At 61.4% G+C, this 14356-nt stretch carries 15 protein-coding genes; all 15 read right to left on the reverse strand.

Features of this window, described 5'->3' with window-relative positions:
* Positions 1 to 43 precede the first annotated feature (43 nt).
* The 15 genes from N5J71_RS02615 to fliL all read right to left on the reverse strand — a co-directional run bounded on the left by N5J71_RS02615 (position 44) and on the right by fliL (position 14262).
* Positions 44 to 2272, reverse strand: coding sequence for a chemotaxis protein CheA (locus N5J71_RS02615; RefSeq protein WP_257598090.1), 2229 nt, complete (start codon positions 2270 to 2272; stop codon positions 44 to 46).
* 12 nt (positions 2273 to 2284) lie between these two features.
* Entirely contained in the window at positions 2285 to 3073 is a 789-nt protein-coding gene (locus N5J71_RS02620; RefSeq protein WP_003460774.1) for a protein phosphatase CheZ, read from the reverse strand.
* A 19-nt stretch (positions 3074 to 3092) separates the two neighbouring features.
* On the reverse strand, positions 3093 to 3467 hold the full coding sequence (locus tag N5J71_RS02625) for a chemotaxis response regulator CheY (protein WP_169886842.1): 375 nt from the start codon (positions 3465 to 3467) through the stop codon (positions 3093 to 3095).
* Between the two features lie 100 nt (positions 3468 to 3567).
* The gene (gene fliA, locus N5J71_RS02630; RefSeq protein WP_108234516.1) at positions 3568 to 4314 is read right to left on the reverse strand and encodes an RNA polymerase sigma factor FliA; all 747 of its coding nucleotides are present in this window, start codon (positions 4312 to 4314) and stop codon (positions 3568 to 3570) included.
* Positions 4311 to 5141: a flagellar synthesis regulator FleN gene (gene fleN / locus N5J71_RS02635; RefSeq protein WP_003460771.1), complete on the reverse strand. Its 831-nt coding sequence runs from the start codon at positions 5139 to 5141 to the stop codon at positions 4311 to 4313. The genes fliA and fleN overlap by 4 nt, the downstream gene beginning before the upstream one ends.
* Before the next feature lie 90 nt (positions 5142 to 5231).
* Positions 5232 to 6542 carry a flagellar biosynthesis GTPase FlhF gene (gene flhF, locus N5J71_RS02640; protein ID WP_279916236.1) on the reverse strand — a complete coding sequence of 437 codons (1311 nt, stop codon included), beginning with the start codon at positions 6540 to 6542 and terminating at the stop codon, positions 5232 to 5234.
* 11 nt (positions 6543 to 6553) lie between these two features.
* Positions 6554 to 8701, reverse strand: a complete 2148-nt coding sequence (gene flhA / locus N5J71_RS02645; protein ID WP_279916238.1) for a flagellar biosynthesis protein FlhA — start codon at positions 8699 to 8701, stop codon at positions 6554 to 6556.
* 85 nt (positions 8702 to 8786) lie between these two features.
* On the reverse strand, positions 8787 to 9923 hold the full coding sequence (gene flhB, locus N5J71_RS02650; protein ID WP_003460765.1) for a flagellar biosynthesis protein FlhB: 1137 nt from the start codon (positions 9921 to 9923) through the stop codon (positions 8787 to 8789).
* 2 nt (positions 9924 to 9925) lie between these two features.
* Positions 9926 to 10702 (reverse strand): flagellar biosynthetic protein FliR, encoded by a 777-nt coding sequence (gene fliR, locus N5J71_RS02655; RefSeq protein ID WP_003460764.1) that lies wholly within the window; start codon positions 10700 to 10702, stop codon positions 9926 to 9928.
* 7 nt (positions 10703 to 10709) lie between these two features.
* Positions 10710 to 10979, reverse strand: coding sequence for a flagellar biosynthesis protein FliQ (fliQ, locus tag N5J71_RS02660; protein WP_003460763.1), 270 nt, complete (start codon positions 10977 to 10979; stop codon positions 10710 to 10712).
* Positions 10980 to 10990: 11 nt separating this feature from the next.
* The gene (fliP, locus tag N5J71_RS02665) at positions 10991 to 11776 is read right to left on the reverse strand and encodes a flagellar type III secretion system pore protein FliP (protein ID WP_003460762.1); all 786 of its coding nucleotides are present in this window, start codon (positions 11774 to 11776) and stop codon (positions 10991 to 10993) included.
* Complete coding sequence (gene fliO, locus N5J71_RS02670; RefSeq protein WP_104728624.1) at positions 11776 to 12207, reverse strand: flagellar biosynthetic protein FliO; 432 nt, start codon at positions 12205 to 12207, stop codon at positions 11776 to 11778. The genes fliP and fliO overlap by 1 nt, the downstream gene beginning before the upstream one ends.
* Positions 12208 to 12209: 2 nt before the next feature.
* The gene (fliN, locus tag N5J71_RS02675) at positions 12210 to 12686 is read right to left on the reverse strand and encodes a flagellar motor switch protein FliN (RefSeq protein WP_003460759.1); all 477 of its coding nucleotides are present in this window, start codon (positions 12684 to 12686) and stop codon (positions 12210 to 12212) included.
* Positions 12687 to 12756: 70 nt separating this feature from the next.
* Positions 12757 to 13728, reverse strand: a complete 972-nt coding sequence (fliM, locus tag N5J71_RS02680) for a flagellar motor switch protein FliM (protein WP_279916239.1) — start codon at positions 13726 to 13728, stop codon at positions 12757 to 12759.
* Between the two features lie 12 nt (positions 13729 to 13740).
* Positions 13741 to 14262, reverse strand: coding sequence for a flagellar basal body-associated protein FliL (fliL, locus tag N5J71_RS02685; protein WP_147810713.1), 522 nt, complete (start codon positions 14260 to 14262; stop codon positions 13741 to 13743).
* Positions 14263 to 14356: the final 94 nt, after the last annotated feature.

A 14356-nucleotide genomic window follows, 5' to 3' on the forward strand; every position in this document is an offset into this window, starting at 1 on the left:
ACACTCCTAGACGGCGCGAAGCCATGGCCCGCGCCGCGAAACATCAGAAACGTCGAGCGTAGCGCTTGAGCATGCTCGGTACGTCGAGAATCAATGCGATGCGTCCGTCACCAGTGATCGTGGCGCCGGACATGCCGGGCGTGCCTTGCAGCATCTTGCCCAGTGGCTTGATTACCACCTCTTCCTGACCGACCAATTGATCGACGACAAAGCCGATGCGATGGCTGCCCACGGTGAGGATCACCACATGGCCTTCGCGCTGTTCCTCCTGGAAAGCCTGCGGCACCAGCCAACGCTTGAGATAGAACAGCGGTAACGCCTTGTCGCGCACGATCACCACTTCCTGGCCGTCGACCACGTTGGTGCGAGACAGGTCGAGATGGAAGATCTCGTTGACGTTGACCAAGGGGAAGGCAAAGGCCTGGTTCTCCAGCATCACCATCAGCGTCGGCATGATCGCCAGGGTCAGCGGCACCTTGATGATGATCTTCGAGCCCTGGCCCTTCTGCGAGAACACGTTGACCGTGCCATTGAGCTGGGAGATCTTGGTTTTCACCACATCCATGCCGACACCACGGCCGGATACGTCAGAAATCTCGGTCTTGGTCGAGAAGCCCGGGGCGAAGATCAGGTTGTAGCATTCGAACTCGTTGAGGCGATCTGCCGCATCCTTGTCCAGCAGGCCCTTCTCCACGGCCTTGGCGCGCAGCACGTCGGCGTCCATCCCCTTACCGTCATCGGTGATCGACAACAGGATGTGGTCGCCTTCCTGCTCGGCAGACAGCACCACGCGCCCTGCACGGGACTTGCCAGCCTTCTCGCGCTCTTCCGGGGTTTCCACACCATGGTCGACGGCGTTGCGCACCAAGTGCACCAGCGGGTCTGCCAGCGCCTCGACCAGGTTCTTGTCGAGGTCGGTTTCCTCGCCCACCAGCTCGAGGTTGATTTCCTTCTTCAGGTTGCGCGCCAGATCGCGTACCAGGCGCGGGAAGCGGCCGAAGACCTTCTTGATCGGCTGCATGCGGGTCTTCATGACCGAGGTCTGCAGATCGGCCGTGACCACATCGAGATTCGACACGGCCTTGGCCATGGCCTCATCGCCGCTGTTGAGCCCCAGACGAACCAGACGGTTACGCACCAACACCAGCTCGCCGACCATGTTCATGATTTCATCGAGGCGTGCGGTATCGACCCGTACGGTGGTTTCCGCTTCGCTGGCAGGGGCCTTCTCAGCCGCAGCAGGGGCTGGCGCCGGCGCCGCGGCACGCGGTGCGGCAGGTTCAGCCTTGGCTGCAGCAGGCTTGGCTGCTGGTGCAGCGGCCTTGGGCGCGGCGGTCGGTTTCTCAGCAACTACAGGGGCCGACTCGCTTGGCGGCACGAACTTGCCCTTACCGTGCAACTGATCGAGCAAGGACTCGAACTCGTCGTCGGTAATATCGTCACTTGCCGGTGCAGGCGCTGCAGCAACAGCGGCTACAGGCGGGGCAGTTTCGGCTGCACCGGAGAACTGGCCTTTGCCATGCAGCTGATCGAGCAGCGCTTCGAATTCATCGTCGGTTATGTCGTCACCTGCCGCTGCGGCAGCCGGCGCAGAGGCCACGGCACTGGCAACAACAGGCGTTTCGACCGTGCCGGAGAACTGCCCTTTGCCGTGCAACTGGTCGAGCAACGACTCGAATTCGTCATCGGTGATTTCGTCACTGGCAGCGCTCTCTGCACTCGGAGCGCCCGCTTGCGCATCACCCAGCGCATCGAGCAGCTGCTCGAATTCGCTGTCGGTGATGTCTCCGGAAGCAACGGACGGAGCGACCGCCTGGGGTTCTGGCTCCGGCTCGGGTTCGGGCTCTGCCTGCTGCACTGGCGCAGGGGCCGCCTCGCCACCGCCCGGCTTTGCCAGACGCGACAGGGCTGCCAGAAGCTCAGGCGACGCGGGCGTCGGCTCACGCCGCTCACGCACCTCGCCGAACATGCCATTGATAGCATCAAGAGCCTCGAGCACCACATCCATCAACTCCGACTCGACGCGACGCTCACCCTTGCGCAGGATGTCGAAGACGTTTTCGGCGATATGGCAGCACTCCACCAACTCGTTGAGTTGGAGGAAACCCGCTCCACCCTTGACGGTATGAAAACCGCGGAAGATGGCATTGAGCAGGTTCATGTCGTCCGGTCGGCTTTCCAGCTCGACTAACTGTTCGGACAACTGTTCGAGAATCTCGCCGGCCTCTACCAGGAAATCCTGGAGGATCTCTTCATCGGCGCCGAAGCTCATATTGTGTGCTCCTTAGAACCCTAGGCTGGACAGCAGGTCGTCGACATCGTCTTGGTTGGAGGCAACGTCATCACGCTTATCGGCATGAATCTGCGGACCTTCACCCCGCGATGGTTCTTTTAATTTTTCCTGTTCGGCGCGTAGCACGTCGTGGTTGTGCTGAATGCCGGCAAAACGGTCGACCTGGCTGGCCATGAGCATCAGCTTGAGCAGGTTGCTTTCCACTTCGGTCACCAGTTGGGTGACACGCTTGATCACCTGGCCGGTGAGGTCCTGGTAGTCCTGCGCCAACAGAATGTCGTTGAGATGACCGGAGAGCTTGGCGCCATCTCGCTCGCTACGGGCGAGGAACAGCTCGACACGCTTGGCCAGCTCACGAAAGCCATCGGCACCGATTTCGCGGCGCATGAAACGACCCCACTCGACGCTCAGGCTTTGCGCTTCATCGCTCAGGTCGTTGACCAGCGGCGCGCTCTGCTCCACCAGATCCATGGTCCGGTTGGCAGCCTTTTCGGTCATGGTCACGACGTAGTTCAGGCGTTCGGTAGCGTCGGCGATCTGCGACAGTTCCTGGGCATGCGGCATACGCGGATCGAGCTGAAAATTGACAATGGCGTTGTGCAGTTCACGGGTCAGTTTGCCGACCTCGTGATACAGCCCGCGATCGCGGACCTTGTTCAGCTCGTTGATCAGTTGCACCGCAGCGCCGAAATTACCTTGCTCAAGGCTATCGACCAGATCGCGGGCATTGCTTTTCAGGGTCGACTCGAGGTCACCCAGCGTGGAGTCATCATGTTCCATAGCACCCTCGCGGCTGACATCAGCCGTTGACCCGCTCGAAGATCTTCTCGATCTTTTCCTTCAACACCTGAGCGGTGAAGGGCTTGACCACGTAGCCATTCACACCGGCCTGGGCCGCCTCGATGATCTGATCGCGCTTGGCTTCGGCAGTCACCATCAGCACCGGCAGGTGCTTGAGGCGATCGTCGGCACGTACCGCACGCAGCAGGTCGATGCCGGTCATGCCGGGCATGTTCCAGTCGGTCACCAGAAAGTCGAAACTGCCGCTTTGCAGCATCGGCAGCGCCGAGGTGCCGTCATCGGCTTCCGCGGTGTTAGTGAAACCCAAGTCCCGCAAGAGGTTCTTGATGATCCGTCGCATCGTCGAGAAATCGTCAACGATGAGGATTTTCATGTTCTTGTCCAAGTCGACCTCCGTACAGTCCCAAACGTATTGCGCTTGCAACTACGCCCTTTAATCGTGAAACCGTTTTGCGCCTGCGAGTACGCCGCGTTCAGCCAGCGCGCCATTCACTCAGCCGCGAGCGCAAACGCGCCGCGCACTGGCTGTGCAACTGGCTCACGCGTGACTCGCTAACCCCCAGCACTTCACCGATTTCCTTCAAGTTCAGTTCTTCATCGTAATACAGCGCCAGCACCAGACGTTCGCGCTCCGGCAAACCGGCGATGGCATCGGCCAAGGCCGCCTGGAAGCGTTCGTCTTCGAGGTTCCGCGAAGGTTCGAGGTGAGTGTGTCCGGCGTCTTCGTGCAACCCGCCATGCTCGCCGTCCTGCAACAGGTCGTCGAAACTAAACAGGCGGCTGCCCAAAGTGTCGCCAAGAATGCCGTAGTAATCTTCCAGACTCAATTGGAGTTCGGCCGCAACCTCGTGATCTTTAGCGTCCCGCCCGGTTCTTGCCTCAACGACACGAATCGCATCGCTGACCATACGGCTGTTGCGGTGCACCGAACGCGGCGCCCAATCACCCTTGCGCACCTCGTCGAGCATGGAGCCGCGAATACGGATACCGGCGAAGGTCTCGAAACTGGCACCCTTGCTGGAATCGTATTTGCGCGAGGCTTCGAGCAGGCCGATCATGCCGGCCTGGATAAGATCATCAACCTGCACGCTGGCCGGCAGACGAGCCAGCAGGTGGAAGGCAATGCGCTTGACCAGCGGTGCATAGCGCTCGATCAACTGGTGCTGGGAGTCCTGCGCCTGAGCCTTGTTGTACATGCGAAGTCCAGAAGCTGCTGTCATATGGCCGAGTCTGCAGTCGGTTGTTGCACCAGACGCTCGACGAAAAACTCCAGATGGCCACGGGGATTGGCCGGCAACGGCCAGGTGTCGACCTTCTGAGCGATCGCCTTGAACGCCAGAGCGCACTTGGATCGAGGGAAGGCTTCATAGACGGCGCGCTGCTTCTGCACGGCCTTGCGCACACACTCATCGTAGGGCACGGCGCCAACATACTGCAGGGCGACATCGAGGAAGCGATCCGTCACCTTGGTCAGCTTAGCAAACAGATTGCGCCCTTCCTGCGGGCTGTGCGCCATGTTGGCCAGAACGCGGAAGCGACTGATGCCGTGGTCACGGTTGAGCAGCTTGATCAACGCATAGGCGTCGGTGATCGAGGTGGGCTCATCGCAGACCACCACGAGAATTTCCTGCGCGGCACGGACGAAGCTGACCACGGCATCACCGATGCCGGCGGCGGTGTCGATCACCAGCACGTCGAGGTTCTCGCTGATGTCGCTGAAGGCCTGGATCAGCCCGGCATGCTGCATCGGCGTGAGGCTGACCATGCTCTGCGTGCCGGAGGCAGCCGGCACGATACGGATGCCGCCCGGCCCCTGCAGGAGGACGTCGCGCAGGTCGCACTCACCGGCAATCACATCGGCCAGGGTGCGTTTGGGGGTCAGGCCCAGCAATACATCGACATTGGCCAGGCCCAGGTCAGCGTCCATCAACATCACCCGACGACCAAGGTCAGCCAGGGCCATGGACAGATTGACTGATACGTTGGTCTTGCCGACACCGCCCTTGCCGCCGGTCACTGCGATCACCTGTACGGGATGCATACCCATGTTCTTTCTACACCTTGTCTAACTTCGACGTGGCCCTCGGGCCGTTCACTCCCACGCACCTGCGCGAGAGGGTGCAACACTGTCGCTATTTCAGCCGGCGCGCTGCGCCGGGTTGTGGTAGAGACCGGCGAACATCTGCGCCATGGCCTCTTCACTCGGCTCCTCGGCAGCCTGCAGCCCCACGGCACGGCTGACCAGCTGATGGCTACGCGGCACGTGCAGATCGTCCGGAATCCGCGGCCCGTCCGTCACATAGGCTACCGGCAGTTGCTGGCCTATAGCCAGACCTAAAACCTCACCCAGACTCGCGGCTTCGTCCAGTTTCGTCAGTATGCAGCCTGAAAGGCCACAACGCTTGTAACTATGGTAGGCCGCCTTGAGCACTTGGCTCTGACTTGTTGCGGCCAGCACCAGATAATTCTTCGCCTTGATGCGTGCCGAGGCCAGGCTCTCCAACTGCAGGCGCAGCGCCGGATCACTGCCGGGCAGGCCGGCAGTATCGACCAGCACCACACGCTTCTTGCTCAGGGGCGCCATTGCCTGCAGCAAAGACTGACCAGGGTCGATCTGAGTCACCGACACGCCGAGAATGCGCCCCAGGGTCTTGAGCTGCTCCTGTGCGCCGATGCGAAAGCTGTCCATGCTCACCAGAGCGACCTGTTGCGAGCCGTACTTAAGTACATAACGCGCAGCCAGCTTGGCCAGGGTAGTGGTCTTGCCCATGCCGGCCGGGCCAACCAGCGCGATCACACCACCCTCTTCCAGCGGCTCGACCTTGGGCGTAGTGATCGCGTGAGCCAGATGCGCCAGCAGCATGCGCCAGGCCTGACGCGGCTCGGCCACACCGGCCACCTTGCTCAGCAGCGCCTGCGATAGCTCGGCAGACAGCCCCATGCGCTGCAGGCGGCGCCACAGATTGGCCTGCTGCGGGCGGCGGTTCTGCAGTTGTCCCCAGGCGATGGAGCCCAGTTGCACTTCGATCAGCTCACGCAGGCCGTTGAGCTCGAAGCGCATGGCATCCAGCGCACGTGGATCGACCGCCGGCGCAGCAGGCGCTACGGCCTCGACCGGGCGCTGCGGCTTGACCGGAGTCGCCGGCAGCTCGGGTGCCAACAACGACTCGTTGGCGAACAGTTGGCGATCCTTGCCAGCATCCTGCTCGGCACGCGTGCTCAGCTCCGCCTGGGCGCTGGCGATGCGCGCCTGGGTCTTGCGCAGCTCGGCTTCCAGCGCCGGGTTCGGACGCACGGGTGCCGGCACCTGATAATCCAGCGCAGCAGTCAGTTCGACACCACCGGCGACACGGCGATTGCCGATGATCGCGGCATCGGCGCCCAATTCATCACGCACCAGTTTCATGGCGGTCCGCATATCGGCGGCGAAGAAGCGTTTGACCTGCATGACCCTTTACCTCAGTTCTGGCCAACCGTAGCGACTATGGTGACCTGCTTGTTGTCCGGAATTTCCTGGTAGGCCAGCACGTGCATGCTGGGTACCGCCAGCCGCGCGAAGCGCGACAACATCGCCCGGATCGGTCCGGCCACCAGTAAAATCACCGGCTTGCCGAGCATTTCCTGGCGCTGCGCCGCTTCCACCAGGGAACGCTGCAGCTTCTCGGCCATGCCCGGTTCGAGGAGGATGCCATCCTCGCTGCCCTGACCGGCCTTCTGCAGACTGTTGAGCAAGATCTGTTCCAACCTTGGCTCGAGGGTTATCACAGGCAGCTCCGGCTCTAGTCCCACGATGCCTTGTACGATGGCGCGGGCCAGCGACACGCGCACTGCGGCGACCATCGCGGCGGGATCTTGACTCTTCGGCGCTACACTGGCGATGGCCTCGGCGATGGTGCGCATGTCGCGCACCGGCACCTGCTCCTGCAGCAGCGCCTGCAACACCTTGAGCAGCGTCGACAGCGATACCAAACCCGGCACCAACTCTTCGGCCAGCTTCGGCGAACTCTTGGCCAGCAACTGCATCAACTGCTGCACTTCCTCGTGCCCCAGCAGCTCGTGGGCATGCTTGTGCAGGATCTGGTTGAGGTGAGTGGCAACCACGGTACTGGCATCGACCACGGTATAGCCCAGCGACTGCGCCTGATCGCGCTGAGTGGGGTCGATCCATACGGCCTCCAGACCGAACGCCGGATCCTTGGCGGCAATACCATTGAGCGGGCCGAACACCTGGCCGGGGTTGATCGCCAGTTCGCGATCCGGATACACCTCGGCCTCGGCCACGCTGACGCCCATCAGCGTCAAGCGGTAGGCGTTGGGCGCCAGATCGAGGTTGTCGCGAATATGCACCGAGGGCATGAGAAAGCCCATCTCCTGCGACAGCTTCTTGCGCACCCCCTTGATTCGCGCCAGCAGTTGCCCGCCCTGGTTGCGATCGACCAGCGGAATCAGCCGGTAGCCGACCTCCAGGCCGACCATGTCCACCGGGGTGACGTCGTCCCAGCCCAGTTCCTTGACCTCCTGCGCCTTCTGCGCCGGCAGCAGCTCCTGTTGGCGCTGTACCTCCTTGACCTCCTCTTCCTTGGTCTTGCGCTGCTTGTTAGCGATCCAGTAGGCGGCGCCAGCGGCCACCAGGCCCAGGCTGATAAAGGAGAAATGCGGCATGCCGGGCACCAGACCCATGGCAATCATGATCGCCGCCGCCACCGCCAACGCCCGCGGCGAAGCAAACATCTGCCGGTTGACCTGGGCGCCCATGTCCTCGGAGCTGGAAACACGGGTCACCATCACCGCGGCGGCGGTGGACAGCAGCAGGGAGGGAATCTGTGCGACCAGGCCGTCGCCGATGGTCAGCAGGGTGTAGACCTTGCCCGCCTCGGCGAACGGCAGGCCGTGCTGCAGCACGCCGATGGCGATACCGCCGATGAGGTTGATGAACAGAATCAGCAGGCCGGCGATGGCGTCGCCGCGGACAAACTTGCTGGCACCGTCCATCGAGCCGTAGAAATCTGCCTCCTGCGCCACTTCACTGCGGCGTTTCTTGGCTTCGTTCTGATCGATCAGGCCAGCATTGAGGTCGGCGTCGATAGCCATCAGCTTGCCAGGCATGGCATCGAGGGTGAAGCGCGCGCTCACTTCGGAAATCCGTCCGGCACCCTTGGTGACCACCACGAAGTTGATGATCATGAGGATGGCGAACACCACGATACCGACCACGTAGTTACCGCCGATCACCACCTCACCGAAGGCCTGGATCACCTGCCCCGCCGCGCCGTGGCCCTCGTGGCCGTTGAGCAGCACCACGCGGGTCGAAGCCACGTTCAGCGCCAGACGCAACAACGTGGCCGCCAGCAGGATGGTAGGGAACACGGCGAAATCCAGCGGTCGCAACGCATAGATGCTGACCAGCAGCACGACGATGGACAGCGCGATGCTGAAGGTGAACAGAGTGTCGAGCAGAAACGGCGGGATCGGCAGCATGACCATGCCGAGCATGACCAGCAGCAGCAGCGGAATACCCAGGTTGCCATGGCGCAAACCTGCAAGGTTGCTGCGTACGTCACCGATTAGCTGTGCGCGATCTACTGCCACGTCCCTACCCCAAACCATTCAATCTTTTGACGCGAAAGTGCGTCCTGAAGGGGTAATGGCAAGAAGCGTTCCATAAATGACAGGGCAGCGCCCAAGACGCACGTTACGAATCACGACGCAGATCTGGCGGGATGGGCAAATCCGGTAACGGGCCGGGGCGCTTGCCCTTGCCGGCCTGGTACTGACGCAACTGATAGACGTAGGCCAGCACCTGCGCCACCGCCAGATAGAGACCGGCGGGGATTTCCTGATCGAGTTCGGTAGAGTAGTAAACGGCCCGCGCCAGCCCCGGTGATTCCAACACCATCACCTTGTGCTCCTGGGCGATCTCACGAATCTTCAGCGCCAGGAAGTCGCCGCCCTTGGCCAGCAACAGCGGCGCCCCTCCCTTCTCCGGGTCGTACTTGAGCGCCACGGCGAAGTGCGTCGGGTTGGTAATCACCACATCGGCCTGCGGTACGGCCTGCATCATGCGGCGTTCAGCCATTTCACGCTGCAACTGACGAATGCGTCCCTTGACCTCGGGTTTGCCCTCGGTGTCCTTGTACTCGTCGCGCACCTCCTGCTTGGTCATCTTCAGCTTCTGCTTGTGACTCCACAGCTGGAATGGCGCATCCACGGCGGCGATCAGGATCAGGCCACAGGACAGCCAAAAAGCGCTCCAGCCGACCACCTTCAGACTGTGCAGGATGGCCGGCTCGATGGGCTCATTGGCGATGGCCAGCAAATCGTCCTGATCCACCGAAAGTACCACCAGCGCCACGGCGAGGATGACCAGGAACTTGGCCAACGCTTTGAGCAACTCGACCAGCGCCTGAACCGAGAACATGCGTTTGAGCCCCGCCAGCGGATTCATCCGACTGGCCTTGGGCTGCAGTGCTTCCGTGGAAAATAGCCAGCCGCCCAAAGCGATGGGGCCGACGATAGAGGCGATCAGCAAGGCGATCAAGAATGGCTGCATCGCCAGCAGGGCTTCCTTGCCGGAAGCCAGCAGGTAAAGCGCCATGCTGCGCTCGCTCATCAACACCTCACGCGGCAGGCTGAAATTGCCGCGCATGATGTCCATCAGCACGTTGCCCATGTAGGCACCGAAGATAATCAGGGCCATGGTGCCGGTGAGGGTGACCGCCAGGGTATTGAGCTCCTTGGAACGGGCGATCTGACCTTTCTTGCGCGACTCTTCAAGTCGCTTGCCTGTGGGTTCCTCGCTTTTGTCGGCACCGCTCTCGCTTTCGGCCATGGCTACCTCACCAGAGCGAATTCACCCAGCTGCTGCAAAGCATCGCTGGCCAGCGCCTGGAACAGGCTGCCGAAATCGGAAAGGCTGATCCAGTAGATCACCAGGCCCAGGGCCAGCGTCAACGGGAAACCGATGGAAAAGATATTGAGCTGTGGCGCTGCGCGCGTCATCACGCCAAATGCCAGGTTGATCACCAGCAACGCAGTCACTGCCGGCAAGGTCAACAGCAGGCCCGCGCCGATCACCCAACTCAGCTTGCCCGCCAGTGTCCAGTAATGGTTGACCATGAAACCCTGGCCGTAAGGCAAGGTGACGAAACTCTCCGCCAGAATCTCCAACGCCACCAGATGACCGTTGATCGCCAGAAACAGCAGGGTCACCAGCATCAGCATGAACTGGCCAAGCACCGGCACCGACACGCCATTGGTCGGGTCCACCATGGAGGCGAAGCCCAGGCCCATCTGCATGGCGATAATCTGCCCGGCCACGGCAAACAGGTGGAAGAACAACTGCAGGATGAAGCCGAACATGGCGCCGATCAGCACCTGTTCAAGTATCAGCAACAGGCTGCGCAAGTTCAGCGCATCAACCTGCGGCATCGGCGGCAATACCGGCACCAGCACGATGGTGATGGCCAGCGCCAGATACAGGCGCACACGGGTCGGAACCAGTTGGGTGCCGATGATCGGCATGACCATCAACATCGCGGCGATGCGGAACAACGGCAGCAGAAACTGGCCCACCCAGCTGCTGATCTGCGCATCGCTCAACTCCAACATGGCACCCTCAGCCGATCAGGTAGGGAATGTTCTGGATCAGCGTCTGGGTGTACTCCATCAGCTGACTGACCAGCCAGGGGCCGGCCCAGATCAGGGTAACCAGCATCACGATCAGGCGCGGCAGGAAGCTCAGCGTCTGTTCGTTGATTTGCGTGGCCGCCTGGAACATGGCCACGATCAACCCCACCACCAGACTCGGCACCACGGCCAGACCGACGATCAGCACGATCAGCCAGAGCGCTTCACGAAACAGATCAACCGCAACCTCGGGAGTCATCATCAGCCTCGCTATAAGGTGCCGAAACTGGCGGCCAGTGTGCCCATGATCAGCGCCCAACCATCGACCAGGACGAACAGCATGATCTTGAACGGCAAAGAGATGATCAGTGGCGAGAGCATCATCATGCCCATCGCCATGAGGATACTGGCGACCACCATGTCGATGATCAAAAACGGGATGAAGATCATGAAGCCGATCTGGAACGCGGTCTTCAGCTCGGAGGTGACGAAGGCCGGCACCAGAATGGTCAGCGGCACGTCCTCCACGCTGGCCAGGTCGGTGCGTTTGGACAGCCGCACGAACAGGGCCAGGTCGCTCTCACGGGTCTGCGCCAGCATGAAGTCGCGAATCGGCACCTCTGCCCGGCTCAGCGCTTCTTGAGCGATGATTTCCTCGTTCAGGTAGGGCTGCAGGGCATCGGTGTTAATCCGGTCGAAGATCGGCGCCATGATGAACATCGTCAGAAACAGCGCCAAGCCAACGAGAATCTGGTTCGAGGGGGTCTGCTGCAGACCCAGGGCCTGACGCAGGATGGAAAAGACGATGATGATGCGGGTGAAGCTGGTCATCAGCATGACGAACGCCGGTATGAAACTCAGGGCCGTCATGATCAGCAAAATCTGCAGGCTGACCGAATACTCCTGCTGCCCCTCGGCATCCGTCGACAGGGTAATAGCCGGGATCGACAATGGGTTGCTGCCCTGCTGAATCAGCGAACTGGCACTCGGCGGATCTTCGGCGAACGCCAGTGAAGCAGCCAGGCTCAGCAGCACTACCAGCAACAAACGCAACATCAGGATTTGTCCTTCTGATCCTTGCCCAGCAGCTCCATCAGGCGCTGGGCAAACTCCGGCGTAGCGGGCTCGGCATCGGCCAGGTGCACGGGCTCCTTGAGCACATGCAGAGGCGCGATACGCCCGGCAGACAATCCCAGCAGAATCTGCTCGTTGCCCACCTGCACCAGCACCAGGCGATCACGCGGCCCCAGCGGTTGCGTGGCCAACAGCTTGATCACCTGCCCGCTGCGTGGCGCCAGTTGCTGCACGCGGCGCAACAGCCAGGCCAGAACGAAGATAAGGCCGATGACCAGCAGCAACCCCAGCAGCAACTGCCCCAGCTGGCCGGCCACATCGCTGCCGGCCATGGGCGTGGCGGCCTTGTCCGCAGGCTCGGCTGCCAGCGCAAACCCGGGCAGCGCAAGCAACAACGCTAAAAGTCGGGCCATGATCAGCGCAGCTTCTTGATACGTTCGCTGGGGCTGATCACGTCCGTCAGGCGGATGCCGAACTTCTCGTTGACCACCACCACCTCGCCGTGAGCGATCAGGGTGCCGTTGACCAGCACATCGAGCGGCTCACCGGCCAGACGATCCAGTTCGATCACCGAGCCCTGATTGAGCTGCAGCAGGTTGCGGATAGTGATATCGGTGTTGCCCACTTCCATGGAGATAGACACTGGAATATCCAGAATCACGTCCAGATTGGGCCCATCCAGAGTGACCGGCAGATTGCTGGGAGACGGCGCACTGCCGAACTCTTCCATCGGCGCACGCGGAGCGGCCGGTGCCGCAGGCGCAGGAGTCTCCTGCGCAGCCAGCATCGCATCGATGTCGTCCTGCCCGGCATCGCCCGCCTCGGCCAGCGCTGCCGCCCACTCATCGGCCAGAGCCTGTTCCTCGGGAGAGGTATTTTCTTCGTCTGCCATCGTTTTTCCTCGCCTGGCTTCAGCTATTCGCTCACATCGGGCCTAGCGGCCCTGAAGCATGACCAGCACTTCAGCGCTGGCGTTCGATTGGTTCCAGCACCTGCAGGGCCAGATTGCCCTTGTGCGCCCCCAGCTTGACCTTGAAGGTCGGCACACCGTTGGCGCGCATGACCACATGCTCCGGCAATTCCACCGGAATCACATCGCCCGGCTGCATGTGCAGGATGTCGCGCAACTTCAACTGGCGGCGCGCGACCGTGGCCGCGAGCGGCACGCTGACATCGAGGATGTCCTCACGCAGCGCCTTGATCCAGCGCTCGTCCTGATCGTCGACATCGGACTGAAAGCCGGCATCGAGCATCTCGCGGATCGGTTCGATCATCGAGTACGGCATGGTGATATGCAGGTCACCACCACCGCCGTCGAGCTCGATATGGAAGGTCGACACCACCACCACTTCACTGGGGCTGACGATATTGGCCAGCGCCGGATTGACCTCGGAGTTGACGTACTCGAAGTTGATGTCCATCACAGCATGCCAGGCCTCGCGCAAATCGACGAAGGCCTGATCGAGCACCATGCGCACCACGCGCAGTTCGGTGGGGGTGAACTCGCGCCCCTCGATCTTGGCGTGACGGCCGTCACCACCGAAGAAGTTGTCCACCAGCTTGAATACCAACTTGGCATCGAGGATGAACAGGCCCGTGCCGCGCAACGGCTTCATCTTCACCAGGTTGAGGCTGGTCGGCACGTACAACGAATGCACGTATTCGCCGAATTTCATCACCTGCACACCACCGACGGCGACGTCGGCCGAGCGGCGCAGCAGGTTGAACATGCTGATACGGGTATAACGAGCGAAACGCTCGTTGATCATCTCCAGGGTCGGCATGCGTCCGCGGACGATGCGATCCTGACTGGTCAGGTCATACTGCTTGACGCTCCCGGGCTCCTCGGCGTCCTCGGTCTCGACCAGGCCGTCATCGACGCCATGCAACAGCGCATCGATCTCGTCCTGGGAAAGCAGGTCTTGCACGGCCATCTTCGGCTCCCGCTACTGCAACACGAAATTGGTGAACAGCACCTGCTCGACCACGGTGCTGCCGGTTTCCTTCTGCGCCAGCTCCTGCACGCTGGCCAGCGCCTGCTGCAAGAGCATTTCCTTGCCCAGCGGCGTTTGCAGCACGGCGAAGTCCTGCCCTGAGAGCAGCATCACCAGGCGATTACGCAGTACCGGCATGTGTACCTTGAGCTTCTCCATCCCTGCGGCATCGCGACTCATCAGGGCCATGCTCACCTGCAGGTAGCGGGTGCGATTCTGATAATTGAAATTGACCACGAAGGCCGGCATCAAGTCCTGATAAATAGCTGGCTGTCGTACCGAAGCCGCTGGCGCGGCCGCTTCTGCCGGCTTGGCCTCCTCGCTCTTGTCACCCTTGCTGAGGATGAACCAGGTACCGCCCAAGGAAAGACCGACGGCCAGCAGCAACCCCAACACGATGAGGATGATCAGTTTGAGCTTGCTCTTGCCGGCGGGTTGCCCATCGCCAGCCGATGCCGCTTCTTTCTTAGCCATGCCAATAATCCGTCACTATCGGAGTTCATTCCGCATTCAAAGGGTTAGGAGCAAGTGTTATGCCAGCAGATGAGCTGACTTGTCTAACAGGCTG

It is taken from the genome of Ectopseudomonas oleovorans, from assembly GCF_029845265.1.
GTDB classification, from domain to species: domain Bacteria; phylum Pseudomonadota; class Gammaproteobacteria; order Pseudomonadales; family Pseudomonadaceae; genus Aquipseudomonas; species Aquipseudomonas oleovorans.